At 70.2% G+C, this 26,522-nt stretch carries 27 protein-coding genes; 17 read left to right on the forward strand and 10 right to left on the reverse strand.

Annotated elements, in window-relative coordinates; all coding sequences use genetic code 11:
• Positions 1-6: 6 nt before the first annotated feature.
• Positions 7-957 carry a dipeptide ABC transporter ATP-binding protein gene (locus MWN33_RS13045; protein ID WP_247201658.1) on the forward strand — a complete coding sequence of 317 codons (951 nt, stop codon included), beginning with the start codon at positions 7-9 and terminating at the stop codon, positions 955-957.
• Between the two features lie 27 nt (positions 958-984).
• On the opposite strand, the gene MWN33_RS13050 is transcribed toward MWN33_RS13045, so the two are convergent.
• The 4 genes from MWN33_RS13050 to MWN33_RS13065 form a co-directional block, all read right to left on the reverse strand.
• Complete coding sequence (locus MWN33_RS13050) at positions 985-1,854, reverse strand: energy transducer TonB family protein (RefSeq protein ID WP_247201376.1); 870 nt, start codon at positions 1,852-1,854, stop codon at positions 985-987.
• A complete protein-coding gene (gene exbD / locus MWN33_RS13055; RefSeq protein WP_247201378.1) occupies positions 1,851-2,411 on the reverse strand; it encodes a TonB system transport protein ExbD in 561 nt (186 codons plus the stop codon). Before exbD ends, MWN33_RS13050 begins: the two co-directional genes overlap by 4 nt.
• A 6-nt stretch (positions 2,412-2,417) precedes the next feature.
• Positions 2,418-3,539: a tonB-system energizer ExbB gene (gene exbB, locus MWN33_RS13060; protein WP_247201382.1), complete on the reverse strand. Its 1,122-nt coding sequence runs from the start codon at positions 3,537-3,539 to the stop codon at positions 2,418-2,420.
• A gap of 217 nt (positions 3,540-3,756) precedes the next feature.
• The gene (locus tag MWN33_RS13065; RefSeq protein WP_247201387.1) at positions 3,757-5,184 is read right to left on the reverse strand and encodes an FAD-binding oxidoreductase; all 1,428 of its coding nucleotides are present in this window, start codon (positions 5,182-5,184) and stop codon (positions 3,757-3,759) included.
• 54 nt (positions 5,185-5,238) lie between these two features.
• Between MWN33_RS13065 and MWN33_RS13070 the strand changes: the two genes are divergently transcribed.
• The 10 genes from MWN33_RS13070 to mgtE all read left to right on the forward strand — a co-directional run bounded on the left by MWN33_RS13070 (position 5,239) and on the right by mgtE (position 14,451).
• Positions 5,239-5,526: a type II toxin-antitoxin system ParD family antitoxin gene (locus MWN33_RS13070; protein WP_247201389.1), complete on the forward strand. Its 288-nt coding sequence runs from the start codon at positions 5,239-5,241 to the stop codon at positions 5,524-5,526.
• Positions 5,516-5,680 carry a type II toxin-antitoxin system RelE/ParE family toxin gene (locus tag MWN33_RS13075; RefSeq protein ID WP_247201390.1) on the forward strand — a complete coding sequence of 55 codons (165 nt, stop codon included), beginning with the start codon at positions 5,516-5,518 and terminating at the stop codon, positions 5,678-5,680. The genes MWN33_RS13070 and MWN33_RS13075 overlap by 11 nt, the downstream gene beginning before the upstream one ends.
• Before the next feature lie 183 nt (positions 5,681-5,863).
• Positions 5,864-7,693: an ABC-F family ATP-binding cassette domain-containing protein gene (locus tag MWN33_RS13080; RefSeq protein WP_247201392.1), complete on the forward strand. Its 1,830-nt coding sequence runs from the start codon at positions 5,864-5,866 to the stop codon at positions 7,691-7,693.
• Positions 7,694-7,829: 136 nt separating this feature from the next.
• Complete coding sequence (locus MWN33_RS13085) at positions 7,830-8,630, forward strand: TrmH family RNA methyltransferase (RefSeq protein ID WP_247201394.1); 801 nt, start codon at positions 7,830-7,832, stop codon at positions 8,628-8,630.
• Positions 8,631-8,887: 257 nt separating this feature from the next.
• Complete coding sequence (locus MWN33_RS13090) at positions 8,888-9,505, forward strand: amino acid kinase family protein (RefSeq protein WP_247201395.1); 618 nt, start codon at positions 8,888-8,890, stop codon at positions 9,503-9,505.
• Entirely contained in the window at positions 9,502-10,068 is a 567-nt protein-coding gene (locus tag MWN33_RS13095; protein ID WP_247201396.1) for a flavoprotein, read from the forward strand. Before MWN33_RS13090 ends, MWN33_RS13095 begins: the two co-directional genes overlap by 4 nt.
• Positions 10,061-11,533: a DUF6513 domain-containing protein gene (locus MWN33_RS13100; RefSeq protein WP_247201397.1), complete on the forward strand. Its 1,473-nt coding sequence runs from the start codon at positions 10,061-10,063 to the stop codon at positions 11,531-11,533. Before MWN33_RS13095 ends, MWN33_RS13100 begins: the two co-directional genes overlap by 8 nt.
• Positions 11,530-12,096, forward strand: coding sequence for a DUF447 domain-containing protein (locus MWN33_RS13105; protein WP_247201399.1), 567 nt, complete (start codon positions 11,530-11,532; stop codon positions 12,094-12,096). The genes MWN33_RS13100 and MWN33_RS13105 overlap by 4 nt, the downstream gene beginning before the upstream one ends.
• Positions 12,097-12,106: 10 nt before the next feature.
• Complete coding sequence (locus tag MWN33_RS13110; protein WP_247201401.1) at positions 12,107-12,859, forward strand: (5-formylfuran-3-yl)methyl phosphate synthase; 753 nt, start codon at positions 12,107-12,109, stop codon at positions 12,857-12,859.
• A 212-nt stretch (positions 12,860-13,071) separates the two neighbouring features.
• Entirely contained in the window at positions 13,072-14,451 is a 1,380-nt protein-coding gene (gene mgtE / locus MWN33_RS13115; protein WP_247201403.1) for a magnesium transporter, read from the forward strand.
• A gap of 55 nt (positions 14,452-14,506) precedes the next feature.
• On the opposite strand, the gene MWN33_RS13120 is transcribed toward mgtE, so the two are convergent.
• The 5 genes from MWN33_RS13120 to MWN33_RS13140 all read right to left on the reverse strand — a co-directional run bounded on the left by MWN33_RS13120 (position 14,507) and on the right by MWN33_RS13140 (position 19,716).
• The gene (locus MWN33_RS13120; protein ID WP_247201405.1) at positions 14,507-15,307 is read right to left on the reverse strand and encodes a formylmethanofuran dehydrogenase subunit C; all 801 of its coding nucleotides are present in this window, start codon (positions 15,305-15,307) and stop codon (positions 14,507-14,509) included.
• Entirely contained in the window at positions 15,304-16,221 is a 918-nt protein-coding gene (gene fhcD, locus MWN33_RS13125; RefSeq protein ID WP_247201410.1) for a formylmethanofuran--tetrahydromethanopterin N-formyltransferase, read from the reverse strand. Before fhcD ends, MWN33_RS13120 begins: the two co-directional genes overlap by 4 nt.
• Positions 16,222-16,408: 187 nt before the next feature.
• Complete coding sequence (locus tag MWN33_RS13130; RefSeq protein ID WP_247201416.1) at positions 16,409-18,076, reverse strand: formylmethanofuran dehydrogenase subunit A; 1,668 nt, start codon at positions 18,074-18,076, stop codon at positions 16,409-16,411.
• The gene (locus MWN33_RS13135; RefSeq protein WP_247201417.1) at positions 18,077-19,318 is read right to left on the reverse strand and encodes a formylmethanofuran dehydrogenase; all 1,242 of its coding nucleotides are present in this window, start codon (positions 19,316-19,318) and stop codon (positions 18,077-18,079) included.
• A 17-nt stretch (positions 19,319-19,335) separates the two neighbouring features.
• Complete coding sequence (locus MWN33_RS13140) at positions 19,336-19,716, reverse strand: 4a-hydroxytetrahydrobiopterin dehydratase (RefSeq protein ID WP_247201419.1); 381 nt, start codon at positions 19,714-19,716, stop codon at positions 19,336-19,338.
• 157 nt (positions 19,717-19,873) lie between these two features.
• Here MWN33_RS13140 and MWN33_RS13145 point away from each other — a divergent pair, with 157 nt between their 5' ends.
• The 6 genes from MWN33_RS13145 (at position 19,874) to MWN33_RS13170 (ending at position 25,809) form a co-directional block, all read left to right on the forward strand.
• Positions 19,874-20,893: a beta-ribofuranosylaminobenzene 5'-phosphate synthase family protein gene (locus tag MWN33_RS13145; RefSeq protein ID WP_247201426.1), complete on the forward strand. Its 1,020-nt coding sequence runs from the start codon at positions 19,874-19,876 to the stop codon at positions 20,891-20,893.
• 87 nt (positions 20,894-20,980) lie between these two features.
• On the forward strand, positions 20,981-21,877 hold the full coding sequence (locus tag MWN33_RS13150; protein ID WP_247201427.1) for an NAD(P)-dependent methylenetetrahydromethanopterin dehydrogenase: 897 nt from the start codon (positions 20,981-20,983) through the stop codon (positions 21,875-21,877).
• Positions 21,843-23,012, forward strand: a complete 1,170-nt coding sequence (locus MWN33_RS13155) for an ATP-grasp domain-containing protein (protein ID WP_247201428.1) — start codon at positions 21,843-21,845, stop codon at positions 23,010-23,012. The genes MWN33_RS13150 and MWN33_RS13155 overlap by 35 nt, the downstream gene beginning before the upstream one ends.
• A gap of 5 nt (positions 23,013-23,017) precedes the next feature.
• Positions 23,018-23,986 carry a methenyltetrahydromethanopterin cyclohydrolase gene (gene mch, locus MWN33_RS13160; protein WP_247201429.1) on the forward strand — a complete coding sequence of 323 codons (969 nt, stop codon included), beginning with the start codon at positions 23,018-23,020 and terminating at the stop codon, positions 23,984-23,986.
• An 81-nt stretch (positions 23,987-24,067) separates the two neighbouring features.
• Complete coding sequence (locus tag MWN33_RS13165) at positions 24,068-24,976, forward strand: RimK family alpha-L-glutamate ligase (RefSeq protein WP_247201430.1); 909 nt, start codon at positions 24,068-24,070, stop codon at positions 24,974-24,976.
• A complete protein-coding gene (locus MWN33_RS13170) occupies positions 24,973-25,809 on the forward strand; it encodes a triphosphoribosyl-dephospho-CoA synthase (protein WP_247201432.1) in 837 nt (278 codons plus the stop codon). Before MWN33_RS13165 ends, MWN33_RS13170 begins: the two co-directional genes overlap by 4 nt.
• Here the strand turns inward: MWN33_RS13170 and MWN33_RS13175 are convergent.
• Complete coding sequence (locus MWN33_RS13175) at positions 25,799-26,503, reverse strand: HisA/HisF-related TIM barrel protein (protein ID WP_247201433.1); 705 nt, start codon at positions 26,501-26,503, stop codon at positions 25,799-25,801. The genes MWN33_RS13170 and MWN33_RS13175 overlap by 11 nt on opposite strands.
• Positions 26,504-26,522: the final 19 nt, after the last annotated feature.

Consider the following 26,522-nt stretch of genomic DNA (forward strand, 5'->3'; position numbering starts at 1 on the left):
GCGGTGATGGAGGCGGTCGACCTCGCGCAGAGCTACGAGGTTTCGCGCGGCCTGTTCGCGCCCTCCGCCACGGTGAAGGCGGTCGCCGGCATCAGCTTCCGCCTCGCGCCGCGCTCGACGCTCGCCATCGTCGGCGAATCCGGCTCCGGCAAGTCGACGCTGGCGCGCATGCTCACCATGATCGAGCGGCCGGGCGCCGGCTCGCTGCGGCTCGACGAGGTGGATGTCGCGGAGGCGGATGCGCGCACGCTGCGCCGCTATCGCGGCGAGGTGCAGATGGTGTTCCAGAACCCCTATGGCTCGCTCAATCCGCGCCAGACGGTGGGCAGCGCCATCGAGGAGCCGCTGCTGGTCAACACGACGCTCTCCGCCGCCGAACGGCGTGCCCGCGCGCTCGATATGATGGCGCGTGTCGGGCTGCGGCCGGAACATCACGGGCGCTACCCCCATATGTTCTCCGGCGGCCAGCGACAGCGCATCGCCATTGCCCGCGCGCTGGTGCTGCGGCCGAAGATCCTCGTGCTGGACGAGCCGGTCTCGGCGCTCGACGTGTCCGTGCGCGCGCAGGTGCTGAACCTGCTGGTCGAGCTTCAGGAACAGCTCGGCGTCGCCTATGTGTTCGTCAGCCACGATCTCGGCGTGGTGCGGCACATGGCCGATGAGGTGCTGGTGATGTATCTCGGCCGCGCCGTCGAGCACGGCCCGCGCGACGCGGTGTTCGACGCCCCGCGCCACCCCTATACGCGCGCGCTGCTCTCGGCGACGCCGGTCGCCGACCCCGAGGCGAAGAAGGAGCGCATCGTGCTGGAGGGCGAGCTGCCCTCGCCCTTCAACCCGCCCAAGGGCTGCCCCTTCAACCCGCGCTGCCCGCTGGTTCAGGAACGCTGCCGGGTCGAGATGCCCCCGCTGGAGAAGAAGGGCGGCCAGCTCGTCGCCTGCTGGGTGGCGGAAGGCTGACCGCGTCCGCCGCCGCCGCGGAACCGCTCACCTCTGGCTGAACAGGACCGGGACGGTGAAGGCGATGGTCCCTCCTGCCACTTCGGGCGGCGGAGGCGGGACCGGGGAGGCGCGGCGCACCATGGCGACGGCCTCCTCGTCGAAGCTCGCATTGCCGGAGGAGCCCGCCAGCCGCGCCGAGAGCACCTGCCCGGAGCGGTTGATGGTGAAGGCGACGCGTGCCTTGCCCTGCCCGCTCTCGCCGCCGGGATAGCGCTTGTGGCGGTTGAGATGCGCCATCAGCCGCGAGCGCCAATTGGCCGGTGCCCGGCTGCTGGAGGTCGCCGCCCCCGCGCTCGGCGCGGCGATGCGGTCCGAGCGCGCGGCGTTGAGCGAGGGCGCGGCGGTGGTCTGCGGCGCCGGCGGCTTGTCGCTCTTCTCGCGCTCCTTCGGCTTGGGCTTCGGCTTCGGGCGCTCCTTGGGCGGATCGGGCTTCTTCTCCGGCGGAGTCAGTTCGGAGGCGAGTGGCGGCGGCGGCGGCAGCGGCACCTCGATGTCCGGCGCGGGAGATTCGGCGACCTCGGGGATCGGCTCCTGCTCGGGCAGCGGCTCCGGCGGCGGGGCGTCCTCGTCCTTGGCCAGCGGATCGGGCGGCACCTCCTCCTCGATCTTTTCCGGCGCCTCGACCATCTCCGGGCCCGGAGGCAGCTCCACCGGCTCGGCTTCAGGGGCGACCGGCATCTCGGCCAGCTCGATCATGATCGCCGCCGGCTCCTCCGCCGCCACGATGGGCGGCTCGGTGAGCATGTAGGCGAGCGCGCCGCCATGCACGGCGAGCACGAGGCCGCCGCACAGCACCCAGCCCGCGCCTTCGCGCAGCCTTTGCCCCCGGCCGGGCCTGAGCAGCAGGAGGCTCATGGGGCCGACGTTCCCGGAGCGGGTGCCGCGGGACCGGGGACGGCGGCCGGAGCCGCTGCGGGGGCCGCAGCAGCGCCGGGGACGGCGGCGCCGGGAGCGGCAGTGCCCGGAACCGCGCCGGGCGCAGCGGCCGGCTGGCCGGCCATCTCCAGCCCGACCAGCGCGATCTTGAGATAGCCGGCGGCGCGCAAGAGGTTCATCACCTCCATCAGCGCGCCATAGTCGACGCTCTTGTCGGCGCGCAAGAAAATGCGGGTGTCGCGCTTGGTCTCGGTCTGGCGGTCGAGCGTGAGGCCCAGCGCCTCGCGCGCGACGTCCTCATTGCCGAGCGCGAGGCCAAGATCACTCTTCACGGTGAGATAGACCGGCTTGTCGGGGCGCGGCTGCACGGCAGCGTTGGAGGCCGGCAGGTCCACCGCCACGTCCACCGTCGAAAGCGGCGCCGCGACCATGAAGATGATGAGCAGCACGAGGATCACGTCGATGAACGGCGTGACGTTGATCTCGTGGTTCTCGACGAGATCGTCGCTGTCGGAGCTCTGGAGCTTGGCAGCCATGGGCGCTCACTCCGCCGCCGCGCGCAGCCGCTGGGCCTCGGGCCGGCCGCGCCGGGCGTCGCGCCGGTCGAGGTCGCGCGAGAGCAGCCGCAGCACCTCCGCCGAGGCGTCGCCCATCAGCACGCGATAGCCCGACACCTGCCGCGAGAAGTGGTTGTAGATCACCACCGCCGGAATCGCCGCGACGAGGCCGATGGCCGTGGCGAGCAACGCCTCGGCGATGCCCGGCGCCACCACGGCGAGATTGGTGGTCTGGGCCTTCGAGATACCGATGAACGAGTTCATGATGCCCCAGACCGTGCCGAACAGGCCGACGAAGGGTGCGGTGGCGCCGATGGTGGCGAGAAGGCCGGTGCCGCGCGTGATCGCTCGGCCCGCCGCCACCTCGATGCGGCCGAGCGAGATCGACACGCGCTCCTTGATGCCCTCGGCCGGCAGGTCGCCGGAACGCTGCAATTCGAGATCGGTGGCGCGCAGCATGGCGCCGGCCGGCCCGCGCGGCTCGACCCGGCGCGCCTCGTCCAGCGTGGCGCTGGAGAGATAGCCGCGCAGCGCACGGCGCAGCCGGCCTCTGGCGAACATGAGTTCCAGCGTCTTGGCCAGCCACACCGTCCACGTCACCACCGAGGCGAAGGCGAGGCCGATCATCACCGCCTTCACCACCCAGTCCGCCGCCATGAACATGCCCCACGGGGACAGGTCGTGCGGAAGCTGCGCGGCAACGGAGGGATCCTCGCCCTCATGATGCGGATCGGCGGCAGTCACGCCGTCCGCCGGAAGGACGCCCTGCTCGCCGACGACGGGGGCGGCGGCGGGCGCCGTGCCGGAGAGCACGGGCGCGACGGCGGGCGGGACGAGATCGTCATTCGCCGCCGGGGCGGTGGTGCCCGGCACGGCGGAAGGCTGGGCAAGGGGAGGCTGAACGACCGGCGCCGGCGCCGCCGAAGGCGCGGCGGGGGCAATCGCGGGCGCTGCGGCGGGCGCTGCCGCTGACGGAGCCGCCACGCCGGCGGGTACCGCCTGCTGCGCCAGCACCGGTTTGCCCGCCACCATGCCGAGCAGCGTGGCGAGCACCATCAGGGCGCCCAGGCGCCGGCGGTACGGCGAAGTCGTGCGGGATGTCAGCATGGCGGCTTTCCGAGTTTCGGTCGGCCACGCCCGTGCCACTCACGCGTGAGTGGACGCAATCGTCGGCCGCCCCGTCAGTCACCGGCTTCCATAAACCCTGCGATACGCGCTCGACAATACGAAAAAGCCTGAATTCGCAAATGTAGAACGCTTCAAAACAACGAATACGTTCGCGAAGTCTAGTTTATCATCGTTCCAGACAGGTAACTATTGTGGACTAAGCGCCGATCACCTTGCCCGGGTTGAGCGTGCCGGCGGGATCAAGTGCCTGCTTGAGCCGGTGCATCAGGTCCAGAGCGACGGGATCTGCGTAATGCGCCAGCTCCTCGCGCTTGAGGATGCCAATGCCGTGCTCGGCCGCGATGGAGCCATCCATGTCGGTCACGATGTCGTGCACGATCCGGTTGAAGGTCTCCCACATGGCGATGAAGGCGGCCTTCTCCATGCCGACCGGCTGGCTCAGGTTGAAATGGATGTTGCCGTCGCCGACATGACCGAAGGGGCATGGCCGCAGCCCCGGCAGCGCCGCCGTCACCGCCCCCAGCGCCCGCTCCAGGAATTCCGGCACGCGCGAGACCGGCACCGAGACGTCGTGCTTGATCGAGCCGCCCTCGTGCTTCTGCGCCTCCGACATGTCCTCGCGCAGCCGCCACATATTGGCGGCCTGCGCCTCGGAGGTCGCAATCGCCGCGTCCAGCACCTCGCCGGCCTCCATAGCGGCGGCGAGCGTCTCCTCCATCAGCGCGCCGAGATCGAAGGCGCGCGTGGGCGCGCTGAGTTCGGCCAGCACGTACCAGTCGTGGCTCTCCTGCAGCGGACGCACGGTGCCGGGCATATGCGCCAGCACGGTCTCGACGCCGAAGGCCGCCATCAGCTCGAAGGTGGTGAGCGCATCGCCCGCCTCGCCGCGGAGCCGCGCCAGCAGGGCGAGCGCGGCGGCCGGGTCCGGCACGGCGAGGAAGGCCGTAGTGCGCTGCGCCGGCAGCGGGAACAGCTTGAGCACGGCGGCGGTGATGAGGCCGAGCGTGCCCTCCGTGCCGAGGAAGAGTTGCTTGAGGTCGTAGCCCGCATTGTTCTTGCGCAGCCGCTTGAGGCCGTTCCACACCCGACCGTCAGCGAGCACGACTTCGAGGCCGAGCACGAGGTCGCGCGCATTGCCGTAGCGCAGCACGGCGGTGCCGCCGGCATTGGTGGAGAGGTTGCCGCCGATGCGGCAGGAACCCTGCGAGGCGATGTGCAGCGGGAACAGGCAGCCGGCCGCCACCGCCGCCTCATGCGCCTTGTCGAGGATGCAGCCGGCTTCCACCGTCATCGTCATGTCGACCGGGTCGACGTTGCGCACCCGGTCGAGCCGGGCGAGCGAGACCAGCATCTGCCCGAACGGCATCTGCCCGCCGACGAGCCCGGTATTGCCGCCCTGCGGCACCAGCGCGACGCCCGCCCGCGCGCAGGCCTCGACGATGAACGCCACCTCCTGCGTCGTGCCCGGCCGCAGCACGGCGGGGGTGACGCCCTGATAGAGCCCGCGCTCCTCGCGCAGATAAGGCGCCATGTCGGCGGCATCGGTCAGCACATGGGCCGGGCCAATGCGCTGGGCGATGGCGGCGAGAAGGGGAGAGAGGGGGGACGAGGCTGCGAGCGTCATTGAACTCCCAGGGGCAAGCGGTATGATGAATTCATACTATGGAGGGAAGGCCCGATGGCGAATGCCGAGAAGCGCACCTTCAGTCTGCCACGCGAGCAGGCGGAATTCATAGACCGGCTGGTGGATTCGGGCACGTATGGCAGCGCCAGCGAGGTCGTCCGCGCCGGGCTGCGCGCGCTGCAGGAACGCGACGCGGCGGTGGAGCGCTGGCTGCGCGAGGAAGTAGCGCCGGTGATGCGGGCGGCCCAAGCCGACCCTTCGTCGCTCCTCACCGAAGACCAGGTCTTCGGCGAAATCCGGCGGCGGCACGATGACCGGATGAAGAACCGACGTGCGGTATGAGGTTAGATTCACTGCAGCGGCCTTGGACGATCTCGCGGGGATCTATGATTTCATCGCCGCGCGCTCCGGACCGCTCACCGCCTTAGCCTATGTCGAGCGTGTCAGGGCTTATTGCCGTTCCTTCTCCGATTTCCCCGCGCGGCACCCTCCGTGACGATGTCGCTCCCGGCCTGCGCATTGTCGGCTTCGAGCGGGGGTGACAATAGCGTTCCATATCGAGAGCGACCGCGTGGTGTTCAACCGCATCCTGTATGGAGGGCGCTCGCTCGAAGGGCTCGGCGACGACTGACCGCTCCCGCCCCTTGCCCCGGCGCTTCTTTCCCCCTATCCCCGCGCTATGGCGCCTCCTCTCCTTCTGCTTCAGGATACCAAGCTCACCTTCGGCGGCACGCCGCTGCTGGAGGGGGCGGAGCTTTCCGTTTCCGCCGGCGAACGCGTCGGCCTCGTCGGCCGCAACGGCTCGGGCAAATCCACCCTGCTGAAGATCGCCGCCGGCCTCGTCGTGGCCGACAGCGGCGCGCGCTTCGTGCAGCCCGGCGCGACGGTGCGCTATCTCCCGCAGGAGCCGGACCTCTCCGGCTTCGAGACCACGCTCGCCTATGTCGAGGCCGGAATGGGGCCGGGCGATGCGGAATACCGCGCGCAATATCTGCTCAGCGAGCTGGGTCTCACCGGGACCGAACATCCGGCGAACCTCTCCGGCGGCGAGGCCCGCCGTGCTGCGCTGGCCCGCGTGCTAGCGCCCGAGCCCGATATCCTGCTGCTCGACGAGCCGACCAACCATCTCGATCTGCCGGCCATCGAATGGCTGGAGGCGGAAATCGCCTCGCTGCGCTCCGCCCTCGTGCTGATCAGCCATGACCGGCGCTTCCTGCAGGACCTCACCCGCGCCACCGTCTGGCTCGACCGGGGCCGCACGCGGCGCATGGAGCGCGGCTTCGCGTTCTTCGAAGAATGGCGCGACCAGGTGCTGGAAGAGGAAGAGCGCGACCAGCAAAAGCTCGCCCGCAAGATCGTCGCGGAAGAGCACTGGATGCGCTACGGCGTCACCGCGCGCCGCAAGCGGAACGTCCGCCGCGTCGGCGAGCTCGCGGCCCTGCGCACCCAGTATCGCGAGCATCGCGGCGCGGTCGGCACCATTTCCGTCACCGCCACCGAGGCGGACGTCTCCGGCAAGCTGGTGATGGAGGCCGAGCACATCTCCAAGGCCTATGGGGACCGCGTCATCGTGCGCGATCTCTCCATCCGCATCCAGCGCGGCGACCGCATCGGCATCGTCGGGCCCAATGGCGCGGGCAAGACCACGCTGCTGAAGATGCTGACCGGGGAACTCGCACCGGACAGCGGCAAGGCCAAGATGGGCACCAATATCGAGATGGCGACGCTGGACCAGCGCCGCGCCGCCCTCGACCCCAACCGTTCGGTACGTGAAACGCTGACCGACGGGCGCGGCGACCAGGTGTTCGTCGGCGGCAATCCGCGCCATGTCATCGGCTACATGAAGGACTTCCTGTTCACGCCGGAACAGGCCGGCACCGCCGTCTCGCGCCTGTCCGGCGGCGAGCGCGGGCGGCTGCTGCTGGCGTGTGCGCTGGCGCAGGCGTCCAACCTCATGGTGCTGGACGAGCCGACCAACGACCTCGATCTCGAAACACTCGACCTCCTGGAAGAGATGATCGACGACTATGCCGGCACGGTGCTGCTGGTGAGCCATGACCGCGACTTCCTCGACCGCACCGTCACCGCCACCATCGCCTATGAAGGCGACGGCAACTGGGCGGTCTATGCGGGCGGCTATTCCGACATGGTGGCCCAGCGCGGCCATGGCGTGAAGGCGCGGGCCGCTGCCGCCGCCGCTTCGCCCCCGAAGGCCGCCCCAGCCGGCGCAACGCAGGCCGTGCCCCCTGCCGCGAGCTCGCCGGCCTCCCGACGCAAGCTCTCCTTCAAGGAGAAGCACGCGCTGGAACAACTGCCCAAGAAGGTCGCCCAGCTCGAATCCGACGTGAAGCGCCTCAACAACACCCTGCACACGCCGAATTTCTACACGCGCGATCCCGCCGGATTCCAGAAGGCGACCGCCGAACTGACCCGCGTGCAGGCCGAACTTGCCGCCGCCGAGGAACAGTGGCTGGAGCTGGAGATGCTGCGCGAGGAAATCGGGGGGTGAGCGGGCATATCCCTTCAGTCCGGCCGTCATCCCGGCCGCAGCGAAGCGGAGCGCCGGGATCGTTCTCCATTGCTCTCGCGATCCCGGATCGGTCCTGCGGACCGTTCGGGACGACGCCCCACGCAACCTTCTAGCCATGCCCCGCCTCATCCCCCTCACCTCCCCCGACGACCCGCGCATCGACGCCTATCGCGTCATCAAGGAGCGCGATCTGGTCGGGCGCGGCGGGCGGTTCATCGTCGAGGGGCGCACGGTGCTGGACGTCGCGCTCTCGAAGCGCAACCGCTTCGCGCTGGAATCGCTACTGCTGGCGGAAAGCCGGGTGGAGGCGCTGGCCGGGCTGATCGCGCAGGCACCGGACGACCTGCCGGTCTACACCGCCAGCCAGGCGATCCTCGACGGCATCACCGGCTTCCACATCCATCGCGGCCTGCTCGGCATCGGGCTGCGGGGAGCGGAGCCGGGCATCGAGGACGTGCTCGCCCGCCTGCCGGAGGAGGCGCTGGTGGTGGTGCCGCTCGGCATCACCAACCATGACAATGTCGGCGGCATCATGCGCAACGCCGCCGCCTTCGGCGCCGATGCCGCGCTGTTCGACTTTGCTTCCTGCGACCCGCTCTACCGCAAGGCGATCCGCGTCTCGGTCGGCGGCAGCCTCGTCGTGCCCTTCGCCCGCGAGGGCAGCGCCGGCGCGCTGTGCGACCGGCTGATCGCCCATGGCTTCGAGCTGCTGGCGCTGAGCCCCGCTGGTGCGGTGACGCTCGCCGAGGTGCACCGGCCGAAGCGCGCGGCCCTGTTGCTCGGCGCGGAAGGGCCCGGCCTGCCGGACGAGATCCTTGCCCGCGCCACCACGGTGCGCATCCCGATGAAGGCCGGCTTCGACTCGCTCAACGTGGCGACCACCAGCGGTATCGCGCTACACGCCCTCGCCGCCTGACCGGCGCACATGGCTGGGCTGCGTCAAGCGCGCGTGATCGGGCCGAATCAGGCTCGACAACCGGCAGGGCGAGGCGCATCCTCGTTTCACTTCTACAGGCGGGCAGCCGTCTGACTGATCGTCACCTTATCAAGGCCCGAGGCATTGCCACGGGCCTTTTTCTTTGTGCCGCCTCCTCCCGGCAGGGGGCGCGACAGCGGTGCCGGTTTGCGCCGACGGGCGTTTGGCGTAGCTTCGCCCCGAACGGAAACCGAGCCATGCCCGACCTTTACCCCACGCCTCGCGCCGCGTTTCGCCGCCCCGAGATCGTCAAGCTCGGCGGCAGCCTTGTCAGCCATCCGCGCCTGACGGCGGTGCTGGAGGCGCTGGCCGAGCGCGGCGCGCCGCTGGTGCTGGTCGCCGGCGGCGGCCCGCTGGCCGATGGCGTGCGGGCGCTGCAGCCGCGCCTGTCGCTCTCCGATGCCGCCTGCCACCGCATGGCGATCCTCGCCATGGAGCAGACGGCGCACGCCTTCGCCGATCTCATGCCCAGCCTCGTTCTCGCCGACAATCCGGACGCCATCGCGCAGGCGCACGGGGAAGGCCGCGCCGCGCTGTGGCTGCCCGCCCGCATGGCGCTCGCCGCGCGCGATCTGCCCGAGAGCTGGGAGCTGACTTCCGACAGCCTCGCCGCCTGGCTCGCGGTCGAGATCCACGCCGCCCGGCTCACTCTCGTGAAATCCCTGCCCACCGGCGGGGCGACACCGGACGAGTGGGCGCGCGCGGGGCTCACCGACCCGCTGTTCCCCGCCTTCGCCGCGCGGTTCGCCGGGCCGGTCGAGGTGACGACGCCGGAGGCGCTGCTGGCCGGCACGAAAGGGAGCCTTGCCGCATGAGCGCGAACAAGGGGCTTTATCCGCGCTGGGCTTGGGCGCTGACCGGCTCGGGGCACTTCTTCACCGAGTCCATCGCGCTGATAAAGTCGCTGGACGCGGTGGACCTGTTCGTCTCCAAAGCCGCCGACGAGGTGCTGCGCATGTACAAGCAGGACCTGCCGGAAGGCACGCGCATCTTCAAGGAGACGACGGCGAGCTCGGCGCCGGTCGGGCGGTTCTACGAGGGGCTCTACCACACGCTGGTGGTGTCTCCCGCCTCCTCCAACACGGTCGCCAAGGCGGTGTTCGGCATCTCCGACACGCTGGTGACGAACTGCTTCGCGCAGGCCGGCAAGTGCCGGGTGCACGCCATCGTCTTCGCCTGCGACACCGCGCCTGAAATGATCACCATGGCGCCCAAAGGGCCGGTGCCGGTCTATCCGCGCCGCATCGACCTTGAGAACACGGCGAAGCTCAAGGAATTCGACGACACCACTGTGGTCGAATCCATCGAGGATCTGGAGGCCGCCATCGCCGCCCGCCAGCGGCACCTCGCGGAGAAGGCCGCCCCGCTCGATGGCTGACGAGCCCGCCGACGGCGCTGGCCGGCCGGAAAGGATAGCGCTCGTCACCGGCTCACTGGCCGAGCCGCGCCTCAGCAAGATCGCCGGCGAGATCGCCGACGCGGCGCTCGACCCCGTGGTGGTGAATGTCGGGGTCAAGGTCGCCGCGCTGATGACGGCGGAGATCGTCGAGCGCCGGCTTAAACTGCCCGAAGGCACCGACCGCGTGCTGATGCCCGGCCGCTTTCGTGGCGACCTCGACCGGCTGGAGCGCTTCTTCGGCGTGCCCTTCGCGCGCGGGCCGGACGAGATCGCCGACATCCCCGACTATTTCGGTCAGCAGCGCCGGGCGGCGGACCTCTCGAAGCACGACGTCGCCATCTTCGCCGAGATCGTCGACGCCACGACGCTCAGCGTCGAGGCCATCGTGGCGCGTGCGCTGTTCCTCAGGGGCGAGGGCGCCGACGTCATCGACCTCGGCTGCCTGCCCGATACCGAATTCCCGCATCTTGAAGAAGCCATCGCCGCCCTGCACGGCGAGGGGCTGAAGGTCAGCGTCGACAGCTTCGACCTCGACGAGTTGCGGCGCGCCACGCGGGCGGGCGCTGACTACCTTCTCAGCCTCAATGAGAACAACCTGCACATCGCCGGGGAAGGATCGGCCGTGCCGGTGCTGGTGCCGTCGACGCAGGGCGACCTCGAATCGCTGTCACGGGCGGTGGAGGCGTGCCTCGCGAGCGGGCAGCCCTTCTACGCCGACCCGATCCTCGACCCGATCCATTACGGCTTCACAGCTTCGGTGGTGCGCTACAGCGAGTTGCGCCGGCGCTATCCCGGCATCCCGATCCTGATGGGCATCGGCAACGTCACCGAGCTTACCGACGCCGATACCACCGGCATCAACGCCATCCTCATGGGGCTGATCTCGGAACTGCACCTTCAGGCGGTACTGGCGGTGCAGGTGAGCCCGCATTGCCGGACGGCGGTGCGCGAATTCGACCGGGCGCGGCGCGAATTCTACGCCGCCCGGCAGGCGGGGGCGCTGCCGCAGGGCTTCGGCGGCGGGCTGATGGCGCTGCGCGACCGCAAGCCCTTTGCGGCCTCTCCCGAGGACATCGACCGGCTGGCCGGCGAGGTCCGCGACCGCAACTTCCGCATCGACGTCGCGCAGGACGGCATCCACATCTACAACCGCGACGGCCATCACGTGGCCAGCGAGCCCTTCGCCCTGTTTCCGCAGCTCGGGGTGGAAGCCGACGGCGCCCATGCTTTCTATCTCGGCGTCGAGACGGCGCGGGCGGAAATCGCCTACAAGCTCGGCAAGCGCTACGCGCAGGACGAGGGGCTGAAATGGGGCGTGGCCGGCGAGATCGCCGGCAGCCCCGAGGCGGCCCACCGTTTGACTTTCAAGGAGGCCGGCACGACCTTGCAAGCCAAAGTCGCTGCCAAAACAGACGCCAAGGCGAAAGCCGGAGAGACCCCGTGATCCGTGAAGCCATCGTCACCACCCGCTCGCTCGACGGCGAGCCGCATATCGCCCCCATGGGCGCCACGGTGATCGAGGGCGGCTACCTGCTTCAGCCCTTCCGCCCCTCGCGCACGCTCGACAACCTCGCCAGCACCCGCATCGCGGTAGTGAACTTCACCGACGATGTGCGCATCTTCGCGAGCTGCGTCGTCGGACGCCGGCTGAACGTCGACGTGAAGAAGGCGACCTATATCGACTGCCCGCGCCTCGCCGACGCGCTCTCCCATGACGAGATCACGGTGGAGCGCGCCGAGGACGACCCGCAGCGGCCGAAATTCTTCTGCAAGACCTATCATTCCGAGGGCCATACCCGCTTCGAGGGCATGAACCGCGCCAAGGCCGCCGTGCTGGAGGCTGCCGTGCTGGTGAGCCGGCTCAACTTGCTGCCCGACGACAAGGTGGACCAGGAAATGGCCTATCTCGCCATCGCGGTGGAAAAGACCGCCGGGCCGGACGAGCTTGAGGCATGGGGCTGGATGCTGGAGGCCGTCGCCGAGCACCGCCGCCGGCGCGCCTCCTGAGCCGGCGCTCATGAGTCAGCTGCGCGACACCGCCTCGTCGCTTCCGCCGGGCCTTCTCGCCAGCGTCGCGGATCTGCGCGAGATGGAGCTGGCGCGCGCCGGCGGGGCGGACATCATCGATCTGAAGCAGCCGGCCTTCGGCGCGCTCGGCGCCTGGAGCCCGGAGGCGCTGACCGCCGCCGTCATGCTGTGGAACGCCTGGGGCGAGCAGCTGGGCGAGGCCGCCCGCCCGGCGCTGAGCGCCACCGCCGGCGACCAGCCCATGGTCCCGGCGCTCATCCGTGCCGCCGCGGAGCGCGTGGCCGAGACCGGGGTGCCCATCGTCAAGGTCGGGCTGTTCCACTCCAAACACACCAACGAGTGCATCGAGGCGCTGGCCCCGCTCGCCAGCCGCGCGCGACTCATCGGCGTGCTGTTCGCCGATCAGGAGCCGGACTTCGCCGTGGTCGGCGCGCTCGGCCGCGCGGGCTTCGCCGGGGTGATGATCGACACCGCCGACAAACGGGCCGGCTCCCTGACCGAGCATCTCGACCCGCTCACCCTCGGCCAGTTCGTCGCCGAGGCCCGCCGGCACGGGCTGATCACCGGGCTCGCCGGCTCGCTCAGGCTCGGCGACATCCCCTCCCTCACAGGCGTCGGCGCGGACTATCTCGGCTTCCGCGGCGCGCTGTGCGAGGGCGGGCGCACGGGCGCGCTCGACCCGATGCGGCTCGGGCAGGTTTACGCCCGGCTGCGCGAGCCGACGGACCATTCGCGACCCTGATCGCGCCGCTTGACTCCGCCTCCCCGGAGGTTCATTCCCCGCCTGCTGCGTGTCACCGCGGCGCAACCGGAATCCCCTAACCATGCCCAGCGACAGTTACAGTCGATTGTCCGGCCGGCGACGGCCGGCGCCGTGAGCCGACCGCAGAACTGATCTGGGTTTCGGCTCCCTGCGCCCGCCTTCGAAGGCCGGACAGCGGAAAGAGAGCCGAAATGGAAGAACGGACGGAAGACCGCCGCGACGACGAGGTCGTGGACGCCGCTGCCCTCGCGGCCGAGCTCGCCGAAGAACACCCCGCCGACATTGCCGAAGCCCTCGACGACGAGGACCCCGAGGTCGCCTCCGCCGTCCTCGCCAGCCTGCCGCGCGAACGGCAGGTCGAGGTGCTGGACCTGCCCGATGTCGACCTCTCCATTGACCTCATCGAGGCGCTGCCGGTCGAGGAGGCGGTGCGCCTGCTCTCGGACATGTCGGCCGACCGCGTCGCCGACCTGTTCCGCTGGATGGAGGAGCCCGGCCGCTCGCATCTGTTCGCCCGCCTGCCGCCGGACACGCAGGCCGAGCTGAACCGGCTGCTGTCCTGGCCAGAGCACACCGCCGGCAGCCTGATGACCACGGAATTCGTCACCGTGCCCTCCACCTGGACGGTGGGCGAGACGCTGCGCCACATCCGCGAGATCGAGCGCACGCGCGAGACGATCTATGCCATTTACGTGCTCGATCCCATCGATCACCGGCTGCTCAAGGCGGTGACGCTGCGCCGGCTCATCATCGGCGAGCCGGGCCAGCCGATCCTCTCCATCGCGCCGACGCACGACCCGATCACCGCCGACCCCATGATGGACCGCGAGGACGTCGCCCGCCTCATCTCGAAATACGACCTGCTGGCCGTGCCCGTGGTCGACGAGAAGGAGCACGTGCTCGGCATCGTCACCGTGGACGACATGATCGACGCCATCATCGAGGAGGGCACCGAGGACGCGCAGAAGTTCGGCGGCATGGAAGCGCTCGACGAGCCCTATATGGAGATCGGCTTCTTCGACATGCTGAAGAAGCGTGCCGGCTGGCTCTGCGTGCTGTTCCTCGGCGAGATGGCGACCGCAAGCGCCATGCAGCATTTCGAAGACGAGCTGGAACGCGCCATCGTGCTGACCCTGTTCATCCCGCTCATCATGAGCTCGGGCGGCAATTCCGGCTCGCAGGCGACCTCGCTCATCATCCGCGCGCTGGCGCTGCACGAAATCAAGCTGGGCGACTGGTGGCGCGTGGCGCTGCGCGAGCTGCCCTCCGGCCTCGTGCTGGGCGCCATACTCGGCACGCTGGGCGTCACCCGCATCACCGTCTGGCAGCTCGCCGGCTTCCACGATTACGGCGAGCACTGGATGCTGGTCGCGGCTACCGTGGGCGCGGCGCTGATCGCCATCGTCACCTTCGGCTCGATGATCGGCTCGATGCTGCCCTTCGTGCTGCGCCGGCTCGGCTTCGACCCCGCCAGCGCCTCGGCGCCCTTCGTCGCCACCTTCGTCGACGTGACGGGCCTCGTGATCTACTTCTCGGTCGCGCTGATGATACTGCACGGCACGCTGCTGTAGGCCCCGGGCCGTCCTCCCGACCGGCCGCGCGGCCGGCCGGGAGGACTGATCGCGGTTAGCCCGGCACCAGCACCTCGCCCTGCCCGCCCATCAGCGTGTCGCCGACGAGGCGGCGGGCCGAGGTCCAGCCATTGAGCGGGCCGGCGAGTTCGGCAACGCGGCGGGCCATGAGGCGCAGTGCGACCAGTTCATGCACGCCGGTATCGACGAAGCCGGCAGGCAGTTCGGGGCGTGCCTGCGCGATGATCGTGCCGCGCTTCATCCCGCGCCCGGCAAGCGGGCCGATGGCACCGGCGACGCTCACCGTGCCGGCGATCATGTCGGTCGCCAGCCCCTCGCCGGCATCGCCCGCGATGACGATGAGGCCGCCGCGCTGGCGCTCGGCCGCGCGCGGACCGGCGTTGCCACCGATCTTCAGCACGCCGCCCGACAGGCCGCGCCGCGAGCCCGAGCCCGCCGCCCCGGCACGCGCACCCGCCGTACCGGCGAGTTCGATGCGCCCGCCGGACATTTCCGCGCCGAGGAAGTCGCCGGCATCGCCCGCGATGCGCAGCACGCCCCCGCTCAGCCCACGTCCTGCCCAGGCGCCGACGCGCCCGTCGACGATCAGCTCGCCCTCGGTCATGCCGGCGCCCACGCCGTCGAGGCGCTCGTCGCCGATCTCGATCAGCAGCACGCCGTCCGGCGCGCCCTCGATGAAGAACAGCTCGGCCAGCTTCACGCTGCGCCCGCCATGCGGCACCGGCAGGTGCTCCAGCTCGCGCAGGGTCAGCGGGCAGGTGACGGCCGGCGTGATCCCGGACAGGTCCACCCGCGCGGCGAATGGCGCACGCGGCTTGAGAGAAACCCCGCTCATGCCGTGCCTCCCGCGCTGTCTTTCATGATCTCGCGCAGCTTGAAGTGGAACGGGCCGAGATTGCCGCCGTAATTGCCGGCATCCACCGCCACCACGCCGCCCTCGGCACCCACCGCGCAGACCGCCGCGACGCCGACCTTTGTGGCCTCCGACACCGCCTCGAAGCTGAAGCCGTCGATGACGATCTCCAGCACCGAGCCGACCTCGGGCGGGAGGGCGCTCGGCCGGGTGCCGCGCAGGGTCGGGCAATAGGCGTCGTTGGTGGAGGCGAACAGGCCCTTATACTTCGAGCCGACCTTGGAGCCCGAGCGCACCACCCCGCCGGGGAACGGCAGGATGACGCCCTCGACCTTGCCCATCGCCGCCACCGCCTGCTCGGAGGCATGCAGCGCGGCGGCGCGCGAGCGGGCGAGGATGAGGAAATTGCCGCCGCCGACGCCTTCCACCGAGCCGGTATCCTCGTCGCAGACGAACTCGCCCTCCATGACCGGCAGGCGCCAGAAGCGCTTCTCGCCGATCTTCTTGGAAATCTGGTGCCCGTCGGCGAAGTAGCGGATCGTCTTGGCCAGCGGCACGCGCTTGCCGCCTTCCACGCCGGCATAGCAGGCCGTGGTCGGGCAGGTCAGCACGCATTGGCCGAGGCGCAGCGGCACCACTTTCTTCAGCGAGCCGAAATCCATCGCGAAGATCAGCAGCGACACGCCGGGCCGGCCGTCCGGCGTCTCCTCTGGGCTGAGCGTGCGCTCGATGCCCGCCTCGCAGCCGCAGCCGATGACGGAGGTGGCAAAACCCGTGGTGGTACGCCCGGCCGTCAGCGCCCATTCCGGCGTGTCGGCGGTGACGATGAGGCGGGTGCCGACCATCGGGAAGGCTTCCGCGAAATTGTCGCGTATCTCGACGCCATTGAGGATCATCGGGCGCCCTCCTGCAATGTCGACCGACGCCTGCGGCGATCTTTCGGCCCTGCTCCCTCTCCCCGACGGGGAGAGGGTTGGGGTGAGGGGCCCGGACGCCCGGAAGTGCGGAGCGCGTGCCCCCTCACCCGGCGCTGCGCGCTGACCTCTCCCCCACGGGGAGAGGTGAGAAGTCCGTCGATCGGTCTCACGACGCACCTCCCTCGCATTTGAGGATGGTCGGGCCGGCACCGTTCCGCAATTCGCCGTCGGCGACACGGAAATGCTTTGCCTTAAGCCCCACCGCCTCGTCGAACCAGCGGTCGATGTCCTTCTCGACCGCGCGGTCGAAATCGGGCCGCGCGACATGGGTGGTGCCCTGCGCCAGCTCGACCACGACGCCGTCCTTCACGATCAGCCGGCCGTTCTTGAACACCATGCGGGTGGTCGAGAACATCGCCTCGCGGTCGGCGTCCTCGGTGTGCACGGCGATGTCGGCCACCGCGCCGGGGCCGAGGTGGCCCTTGTCGGTGAGCCCGAGGATGCGGGCCGGCGCGGCGCGGGTGAGGATGGCGACTTCCTCCAGCGAATATTCGCGGGTGATCTCGCTGAGCACCGTGTGCTTCTGCGCCGCCTTGTTCAGCGTGGAGAGCTGAGCGTTGCGGAAATCGCGGTCCATCAATAGGCGGATGAGGTGGGGATAGGTGGTGAACGGCCCGCCATTGGGATGGTCCGTGGTGAGGAAGATCCGCCAGGGGTCCTCCACCAGCAGGAACAGCTCCAGCCCGATCGCCCATTGCAGCGCGTTGACGAAGGACTTGTCCTTGTACTCGAACGGCACCACGCCGCAGGCGGCGTCCAGCTCGATGTCCATGCCGATGGATTTCTTCGGCGAGGCGAGGCCGCGGTTTCGGTATTGCGACATGTAGTCGGCCGAGGCGGTAACGGTCTGGCCGAACATCACCTGCCCGACATCGACCGAGATGTTCGGGTTGGCGTTGACCATCTCGGCGATGCGCGCCGCCGAGGAGGAGAAGCGCCGGTCGCCCTCGGTACCGTAGGAATGGAACTGCAGATGGGTGAGGTGCAGCCGCCGGCCCTCGGTGGCGGCGATGGTGGCGAGCGTCGTCTCGTCATTGCCCGGCACACCGAGATTGCAGCCGTGCAGATGGATCGGGTGCGGGATGCCGAGCTCGGTGACGGCGCGGATCAGCGTGGTGAGCACCTTGCGCGGCGATACCCCGTAATGCGGGTTCGCCTCGTCCAGCTCCATCTTGCGGGCGTTGAACTTGAAGGCGTTGATGCCGCCGGGATTGACGATCTTGATGGCGAAGGCCTGCGTCGCCTCCAGCATCCAGCCGACATAGGCGTTCACCTGCTCCTGCCCGGCGCCGGCCGCCAGCAGGCGCAGGAAATAGTCGTCATTGCCCAGCACCAGATAGGCGCCGGTGTCGAGATTGGGAATGTCGGCCATTTCCAGATGCGCGCCACGCGCATTGGCGCCGACCATGGCCGGCTCGAACACCGTGGTGTAGCCGAGTTCCGCATAGCGGCAGCCGGTGGCGTGCGCCGTCGGCACCGCCCGCCCGCCGCCGCAGCCGCAGAAATTGCCGGGCATTTCCGGGTAGGCCCGCCGGTCCTCCTGCATCAGCAGGCGGGCCAGGTTCATCTTGCCGCCGGCGATGTGGCTGTGCAGGTCGATGCCGCCCGCCATCACCACGTCGCCGCCGAGGTCGTATTCCGCGTCGGCCCTGAGGTCGGTGGGCGCGACGATGCGCCCGTCCTCGATCTCGATGTCGCGCACGGCGCCGCTGGCGACACCGTTCTCGCCATTGGCCGGGTCGAGCACACGCCCGCCCTTCAGCCGCAGTCTCATTTACCCCTCCGCTATGCGACGCACAGCCTCGGCGACGCTGGGGAGCGTCGCGACGCGCAAGGCGCCGAGCGGCAGGCTCACGATGGAATCCATTCGGAACACCGTGCCGGCGTGGTCCACGCCGGGGGTGCCCACAGGAATCAGAACATCCGGTTCCTTGTCGAACACCGTATCGGGATGGGCAAGGGCGATGACCCTGCCCGCAAAGGCCGGCGGCGGCTCGGGCCGGAAGGCCGAGACCCACACCAGCAGGTCGGCGTCGGCGAGCGCTGAAGCCGTCGAATAGAGCGCGCCGTCATGCGCGCTCGCCTGTCCGCGCACCGCCGTTCGCAGCGGATAGCCGAGGCGCCACAGCATAAGCTGGTTGACGCCGATGATGTTGTCGCGCCCGCCCAGCGGGAACACGCCCGCCCGCGTGGTGACGTTGAGCGCATCTACGAGGCCCGTCGCACGTTCGGCGACGAGATCGCCGTCATCGAGCGTGCCGGCGTTCCACGTCACCACCGCATAGGCGCTCGCGCGCAACTCGCCGGCGAGCGAGGCCAGCGTCTCGCAGTCAATGCCGCCGAAGCTCCCGCCCGGCGGGGTGCGACCGGCAACGAGGCTGGAGAGCGCCTCCAGCGCGGCGACCGCATCATCGGTTGCGAGATGGACGACATCTACGCCGGAGAGCTGCGCCTTCGCCTTCTCGCCCGGCGCGCCGCCGAGGAAGATGACCTTGCGGCCGGCCGTCGCGAACAGCGGCGCTTCGGGGTAGAGACGCTCGAACAGCCGTCCCCAGGTCGCGGCAGGATCGTCGCCGACGACGAGCAGCAGGTCGCAATGGTTGCGCGCCTCGGCGAGCGTCGTCGACAGCCAGCCGGTGCGCTGGGCGGCGGCGTAATTGCGGAACAGGCCCTCGGACGCATAGTGGTCGAGCACCCCGCCGAAACGGACGGCGAGGTCGACCAGCGCGCCAGCCCCGGCCATGTCGGTGCCGAGCCCGCCGATCAGCGGCGAACGGGCTTCCGCCAGCAGGTGGCGGGCGACGGCGGCCGCCTCCTCGAAGCTGGCGGGGGCGCCGGCGATGCTGGCCGGGCGGTCGGCGACGTCGAGCCGGCGAAGCAGCCGGGCGGCTTCCGGGCAGATGCTGCCGGTGGGGCGGATGGCGCGACCCTCGACCTCGACGCTCAGATCGTCGCAGCCGAGCCCGCAGAACCCGCAGACCACATCGTGGATCGTCTCGCTCGCAGCACCGGCCATGGCTCAATCGCAACCGTTCAATCGTATTTGATGTAGGAGAAGCGCAGATCGCCGCGCGGCGTGCCTTCCAGCGCGCCGCCCGCCTCGGTGCCCGGCTGCCAGCCGACCACCTCTTCGATCTTCTTCGCCAGCTGAAAGTCCCGCTCGGTAATGCCTTTGGCGTCGTGCGACATGAGCCGCACCTCCACCCAGGCATAGGAAGCGGTGATATCAGGATGGTGCCAGGCGGCCTCGGCCAGATGGCCGACGGCGTTGATCACCATCAGCGTGCCCTTCCAGCTCGACGTGCGGAAGGTGCGCCGAATCCAGCCGTCCTGCAGCTTCCAATGCGGCAGGTCGGCAGCGAGCCGTTCCTCCACCTCGTTGTCGGTGAAGGTTTTTTTCGGATCCAGCGCCATGCTCTGGCGTCCTCCTGGCGGCGTCCGCCCGTTCTGTCGCGGGCAGGTTTTAACGATTCGGTAGCACGCACCCGGCGGTTCCCGCAAACGCGGAAATCGACAGGGCGGCTTGTCCGCTGCGCCATCCGCGCCTTACCATGCCCGCGAGGAAACGCCGGTGAACACGACAACACGAGATTTCGGCACCGCGAAGGACGGGCAGGACAGGGCGGTGGTGCGCATCACCGCGCCGGGCCGGCTGCATCTTGGATTCCTCGATCTTTCCGGCACTCTGGGGCGGCGCTTCGGCAGCCTCGGCATCGCGCTTGACCGGCCCTCCACCGTGGTGCGCCTGCGCCGCGCCGAGAAGCTGACGGCGAGCGGGCCAGATGCCGGCCGCGCGGTGGCGGCGGTGGAGAAGGCGGCCGCCCGCTTCGGCCTCGACAAGGCGGTCGAGGTGACGGTGGAGACCGCGCTGCCGCCCCATTCCGGCCTCGGCTCCGGCACCCAGCTCGGCCTCGCGGTCGCGACCGGCCTCTGCCTCGTCAACGGGCTGGACCTCAGCCCGCGCGAGATCGGCGCGGCCTTGGGTCGCGGGGCGCGCTCGGCGATCGGCATCGGCGCCTTCACCGAGGGCGGCGTGATCCTCGACGGCGGCAAGAAGCGGGGCTCGGACGCCCCTCCTCCCATCCTCTCGCGGCTGCCCTTCCCCGAGAACTGGCGCATCCTGCTGGTATATGACCACGCGCATCAGGGACTTAGCGGCACAGAGGAAGTCAGCGCGATGGAGGGCCTGCCGCCCTTCGCCGACACGCTCGCCGGCCACATGGCGCGGCTTGCGGTGATGGTGGCGCTGCCGGCGCTGGCGGAAGCGGATGTGGATTATTTCGCCGCGGCGGTCGGCGAAATGCAGCGGCTGCTCGGAGAGCACTATGCGGGCGCCCAAGGTGGCCGCTATACAAGCTCATCCGTCGCCGAAGTGATGGATTGGCTCGAGACGCGCGGCCTGCGCGGTCTGGGGCAGAGTTCCTGGGGGCCCACGGGTTTCGCCATTATCGGCAGCCCCGAGGAGGCCGAACAGGTGATTTGCGAGGCCCGCGCCCGTTTCGGCGACCGGCCCGCTTTGGCTTTCGACTGCGCGCGCGGCAGCAATGCCGGCGCACGGATCGAGTGGCTTGCCTGCCTGGAGCAGTGCTAGCGGCGGTTTTGGCGTTCAGCCCGCGTCGCTCCCTATCCTTCCCACGAGAGGCCGCAAGGCCCGATTCTGACCTAGGGACCGAACGCAATGGCGGATATCGCCCCCATTCTTCATATCGTTTCACCGCTTCGCCACGTCAGCCCGTTCGACGTGAACATGGCTGTCGACGCCGGCTACGCGACCATCCTGCCCTATTCCGGCGTGACGCTGGACGAGATCGCCGACCTGACGCAGGACATGATGTTCTCGCGCCACCCCGATGCCGCGCCGCGCACCGGCCTGTTCATCGGCGGCAAGGATGCCGGCCTCGCGCTCGACATGGCGAGCCGGGCGAAGAGCGTGCTGTTTCCTCCCTTCGAGATTTCCGTCTTCGTCGATCCGGCCGGCTCCTTCACCACGGCGGCGGCGATGATCGCCGAGGTCGAGAAGAAGCTGCGCCCCTCCCGCCCCGAGGGGCTCAAGGGCGCCAAGGTGCAGGTCTATGGCGCGACCGGCGTGGTCGGCGGCATTGCCGGCGTGATCGCCGCGCAGGCGGGGGCGCAGGTGACGCTGGTCAGCCACCGCGAGATCGAGGCGGTCGAGGCGAAGGCGCGCGACTTCAAGCAGCGCTTCGGCGTCGAGCTTGCGGGCGCGGCGGCCAAGGGAGAGGACGACAAGCGCGCCCTGCTGGCCGACGCCGAGGTGGTTCTCGCCTGCGGGCGTGCCGGTGTCGAGATCCTCTCGGCCGACGCGCTGGCCGGCGCGAAGCACCTCAAGGTCGCCGCCGACGTCAATGCCGTGCCGCCCTCGGGCATCGCCGGCATCGACGCGCACGCCGACGGAAAGACTCTTGTGAATGGCGCGCTCGGTATCGGCGCACTCACCATTGGCCATCTGAAGTACAGCGTGCAACATGAGCTGCTGAAGCGCATGCGCGTTGCTCATGCCGCGCTGACCATCGGGTTCGAGGATGCCTTCCTCCTGGCGCGATCACTCTCGGTCTAGGGACGAAGCCGATGTCGTCATCGTCGGCATCGCGGCCCGTGCATTGGCCGCCGCCGCCCGCCGCGCCGGGCACCGCGCCATCGTCCTCGACTTGTTCGGCGACGACGACACGCGCGAACTCGCCGTCGAGGCGATCCCGCTACGCCGCCTCGGCGGCTTCGCCATCGACCCGGACGACCTGTTCGAGCAGCTCGCCATCCACGCCGGGACAGACCTGCCGGTCGTGCTCGGCACCGGCTTCGAGCATGCGCCCGAGATCGTCGAGGCGCTCGCCGCGCGGTTCCGGCTGGTCGGCAACGGCCCTGCCACGCTGGCCGCGCTCAAGGAGCCGCGGGCTTTCAGTGCCCTGCTCGGCGCCCTCGGCATCCCCCATCCCCGTGTCTTCGCCGAGCGCGCGCCCGCCGGCGTTGCGACGCTGGAGAAGCGCATCGGCGGCTCCGGCGGCTGGCATGTGCGCGAGGCGGACGAGACACGCGGCACCGGCTGGTATCTGCAGGAGCGCGTCGAGGGCCGCACCGTCTCGGCGCTGTTCCTCGGCGACGGGCGCGCCGCGCGCCTCCTTGCCTTCTCCGAGCAATGGTGCGAGCCCGGCGAGGACGCGCCGTTCCGCTATGGCGGGGCGGCCGGTCCCATCCGGCTCGATCCCGCCGTCGAGGGCGAGGTGGAGCGGGCGCTGGAGCGCATCGTCGGCGCGACGGGCCTCGTCGGCCTTGCCAGCGCGGACCTCGTGCTCGGCACCCGGGACGGGGAATGGAGCCTCATCGAGGTCAATCCACGCCCCGGCGCCACGCTTGACGTGTTCGACCATGCACCGCTGCCGCCTCTGTTCGGCCTGCATCTCGACGCCTGCGCGGGCACGCTGCCGGAGCTGGCGCTTCTCGCTCCCGGTCCGGGCGTGGCGGCGCGCGCCGCGGGAGTCCTCTATGCGCCCGCCGCCTTCGAACGGCGGCTCGATGCCTTACCCGACTGGGTGGCCGATCGGCCCCCGCCGGGCACGCGCATCGAGGCCGGCGAGCCCGTCTGCACGGTGCTTGCCGACGGACAGGACGCTCATCAGGCCCGCGAGAACCTTTCGCTGCGCCTCGATCACCTTTGGCGTGAGCTGAACAGAGCCGGCCGCAAGGCGGCGGAGTAAACCCCATGCTCGACACTCCCACGGACAGGCGCCCGAGCGTTTCCGCTCTCACCGGACCGCTTGTCGACGACCTCGTGAACAAGGCCGACATCCTGCGCCTCGACATCAGCCGCAGTGCGTGCGGCGCCCGCATCGTCGATGCCGGCATCGCCGCGCGCGGCGGCATCGAAGCGGGCCGGCGCATCGCCGAAATCTGCCTCGGCGGTCTCGGCGCGGTCTCGATCGACGCCAGCGCCCGCTTCCAGCGCTGGAACACCATGGTCACGGTGACGACCGCCGATCCGGTCGTGGCCTGCCTCGGCAGCCAGTATGCCGGCTGGAGCCTGGCGGAAGGCGACTTCTTCGCCCTCGGCTCCGGGCCCGCCCGCGCGCTGTGGGGCAAGGAGGCGCTGTTCGGCGAGCTCGGCTATCGCGACCGCGCCGACCAGGCGACGCTGGTGCTGGAGGTGGACCGCACGCCGCCCGACAGCCTCGTCGCCCATGTCGCCGCCGAATGCGGCGTGGCGCCGGAAAACCTGACCATGGTCCTCACCCCGACATCGAGCCTTGCCGGCACCGTGCAGATCGTCGCGCGGGTGCTGGAGGTCGCGCTGCACAAGACGCACGCGCTGCACTTCCCGCTGGAACGCGTGGTGGACGGCATCGGCTCCTCGCCGCTGCCCCCGCCGGCGCCGGACTTCGTGGCCGCGATGGGCCGCACCAACGACGCCACGCTCTATGGCGGCGACGTGCAGCTCTTCGTCACCGGCCCCGAAAGCGAGGCGCGCGAGCTGGCCAAGGGCCTGCCCAGCTCCTCCTCGCGCGACCACGGGCGCACCTTCGCGGAGATATTCACCGCCTATAATGGCGACTTCTACGCGATGGACCCGATGCTGTTCAGCCCCGCCCGCGTCACCGTGACGGCGCTGGAGACCGGCCGCAGCTTTACCTTCGGCGCGTTCCACGACGACATATTGGAGCGCTCCTTCGCATGAAGACGGATCGCGCATGAAGACGGCTCGCGCATGAAGACGGCTCGCGCATGAAGACGGCTCGCGCATGAGGGCCGGGCACGCATGACGGCCGCACGGTCCCGCACGGTCGTCATCTTCACCGAGGACGCCGACTGGCACACCCGCCGGCTCAAGGCAGCGGTGGAGCGCGAGGGATTCGACGTGCTCGTGCTCTCGCTCAACGAGTGCGGCTTCGCCATCGGCGAGACCGCGCACGGCCTCGTTTTGCCGGGGCTGGGCGACCTTTTGCCGGCCGCCGCCTTCGTGCGCCTCATCGCCAAGGGCTCGACCGAGCAGATCACCGCCCGGCTCGGCCTGCTGCACGCGCTGCGCGAGCTCGGCGTGAAGGTGATGAACGATGCCCGCGCGGTGGAGCGCTGCGTCGACAAGTCGACCACCAGCTTCCTGATCGCGCAGGCCGGGCTGCCGACCCCGCGCAGCTTCGTCGGCGAGGATCGCGCACAGATGCAGGCGCTGGTCGATTCCGCGCCGGGCGACATGGTGCTGAAACCCCTGTTCGGCGCGCAGGGACGCGGGATACGCCGCATCCCGGCCCGCTCGCAGCTCCCCGAGCCGGACAAGGTCGGCGGCATCTACTACCTCCAGGACTTCATCCCCCCGAAGGTCGCCGGCGAACATCAGGACTGGCGCGTCTTCGTGATCGGCGGCGCGGTGGCGGGCGCCATGCTGCGCCGCTCGCCGGGCTGGATCACCAACATCCATCAGGGCGCGGTCGGCGTGCCCGCGCCTTTCGACGCGCGCGCCCATGACTATGCCATCCGCGCCACCGCCGCGGTGGGGGCCGACTATGCCGGCGTCGATCTGATCGAGGACGCGGCAGGGCAGTTGCACGTGCTGGAGGTCAACTCCATGCCGGCGTGGAAGGGCCTCCAGCGCACCACCGAAACCGACATCGCCGGCGCGCTGGCGCGCCATCTCGCCGCCGCGCTCGCCCCCGTGCCCGTGCCATGAGCGCCAGCGCGATCGAGGCCGCCTTTCTTTCCGCCTGCCGGGCCGAGCTCGATGCGCTCAAGCCCGGCAACGTCCACCGCTTCGGCGCCGGCCACGGCATGGACGTGTCCCATTTCGAGCGCGCCGCCGAGGCCGCGGCTCCCTTCGTCGCCGCTCCCGGCATGCGGGTCGGCGCGCGCATCGAGGGCGCCGTCGGGGCCTCGCTGAAGGCGACCGGGCTCAACGCCAATCTCGGCATCGTGCTGCTGTGCGCCCCGCTGGCGGCGGCGGCCGAGCGGCAGGGTCCGCTGCGTGCCAATCTTCGCCGTGTGCTCGACGGGCTCGACATGGCGGATGCGCAGGCGACTTTCCGCGCCATCGCCGCCGCCAGCCCCGGCGGCCTCGGCCAGCACCCGGAACACGACGTCTCCACTCCCGCCCGCATCGGCCTCGTGGAGGCCATGGCGCTGGCGGCCGGCGGCGACCGTATCGCCGTGCAGTATGTCTCGGGCTTCGTCGACCTGTTCGACACCGGCCTCGCCCGCTACGGCGACCTCGCCGGCGCGGCGCCGGAGGCGCGCACGGAAGCCGTGCACCTCGCCTTCCTCGGCGCCTTTCCCGACAGCCATATCGCCCGCAAGTTCGGCATCGAGATTGCCGATGCAGTGCGGGCGGAAGCCGCCGCCCTTCTGGCGAATGTCGATTTCCGTGCCCCGGCGGCGGAACGCCATGCGACGCTCGGCCCCTTCGACGCATCGCTGAAGGCGCGCGGCCTCAACCCCGGCACCAGCGCCGACCTCACCGTGGCGACGCTGTTCGCGGCCGGCCTCTGCGCGTCGAGCTTCAGCCTGTGAAGGCGGCGATGTCCGCGCGCGACAGCCGCCCGTCATGCAGCGCGCTCGCCAGCAGCACGCCGGCGACGCCGAGAGCGGCCAGCGCATGAAGATCGCCTGCGTCGCGCACCCCGCCGGCGGCGTAGACGCGCCGCCCGCCGGCCCGCGCCAGCACCGCGCGCAGCGTTTCGAGGTCCGGCCCCTGCCCGGCGCCGACGCGCGAGAGAGTCATCACGATCACCGCCCCGGGCCAGAGATCGGCGTCCGCGTGCAGCTCGCGCGGGCCGCGCGGGCCTTCGGGGCCGTAGTCGAGGGAGAGGATACCGCCCTCTCCGACCGCTCCCAGCGCCGCCTTCGCCTGGTCGAGCGCGGGAAGGCTCTCGCTGCCGATCACAGGCCGGCCGGGTCCGCTCGATGCCCGGCGGGCAAGCGCGGCGGGATCGGCCTCGCCAGCGTCGACCCAGAGAGCGAGGCCGGGATGGCGCGCCTCCAGCGCTGCCAGCGCTGCATCATGGCCGGGCCGGCCGGCGATGGCGTCGAGATCGGCGACATAGAGCGTGCGGAAGGCGCCGAGCGCCAGCAGTCCGTCCGCCACGTCGAGCGGTTCGGCGCCGGCGCTGAGCGGCGTCTCGATGGGGCGGTAGGCCTCGCGCGCGCCGCGCCGGGCATGCACGACGGCACCTCCCATCAGGTCGATGACCGGTATAAGTTCCACCGCGTGCCTACCTCTGCGA

The organism is Ancylobacter koreensis (genome assembly GCF_023016525.1).
Lineage (GTDB): Bacteria > Pseudomonadota > Alphaproteobacteria > Rhizobiales > Xanthobacteraceae > Ancylobacter > Ancylobacter koreensis.